The 537-nt window shown below is 53.3% G+C and carries 1 protein-coding gene; it reads left to right on the top strand.

The features are described 5' to 3' along the window. Positions 1 to 398 (top strand): hypothetical protein (locus EXE45_RS19965; protein ID WP_158294326.1); only part of this gene is annotated, 398 nt, incomplete at its 5' end. Positions 399 to 537 lie beyond the last annotated feature (139 nt).

Below are 537 nucleotides of genomic sequence, written 5' to 3'. Positions count from 1 at the left end.
GGAACCCCGGAACAGAGGAACTTGATGTCGGTATCAAGTTTAACGACTTCGGTAGTTCCGTCTCTAGCTCGCCTGGCACCGAGGAACTGAACACGACCAGCGTGTGGGACATCTTCCAGTTCAAGGTAAACGGTGGCAGTCAAATATCGACAGGCAGTTCTACTGACCCGCCGTCTAATCCGGACAATCAGACTGTCGCGAATAACGGTGTCACCGTAGACACCGGTGATATCGTCTCAATCGACCTCACCGTCGATCTGAGTGGCCACGCAGGAACGATCAGAGACATCGCAACGCCCGGAAAAGCAGACGTATTCGGTGACGGAGGCGCGAACGACACTGTTCAGCTAGTCAAGGAGCTCCAGTTTGGTACCTTGAGTAGCACCGACGACATCTAACCTAGTGTGTAGCACCCCGAAAATCGGGAACCGCCATTCAATTCGGAACGCACTACCACCCATTTTCGTTCTCACCTGAACACCGCCCTCCAACTCTCCCCTGAATTCAAGTAATTCGGCTGCGTGGAAGCAGACAAAT

The organism is Halorubrum sp. SP9 (assembly GCF_005435015.1).
Taxonomy (GTDB): Archaea; Halobacteriota; Halobacteria; order Halobacteriales; family Haloferacaceae; genus Halorubrum; species Halorubrum sodomense.
The sequence above is the reverse complement of the archived record's forward strand: the minus strand, read 5'-3'. Positions and strand labels throughout refer to the sequence as shown.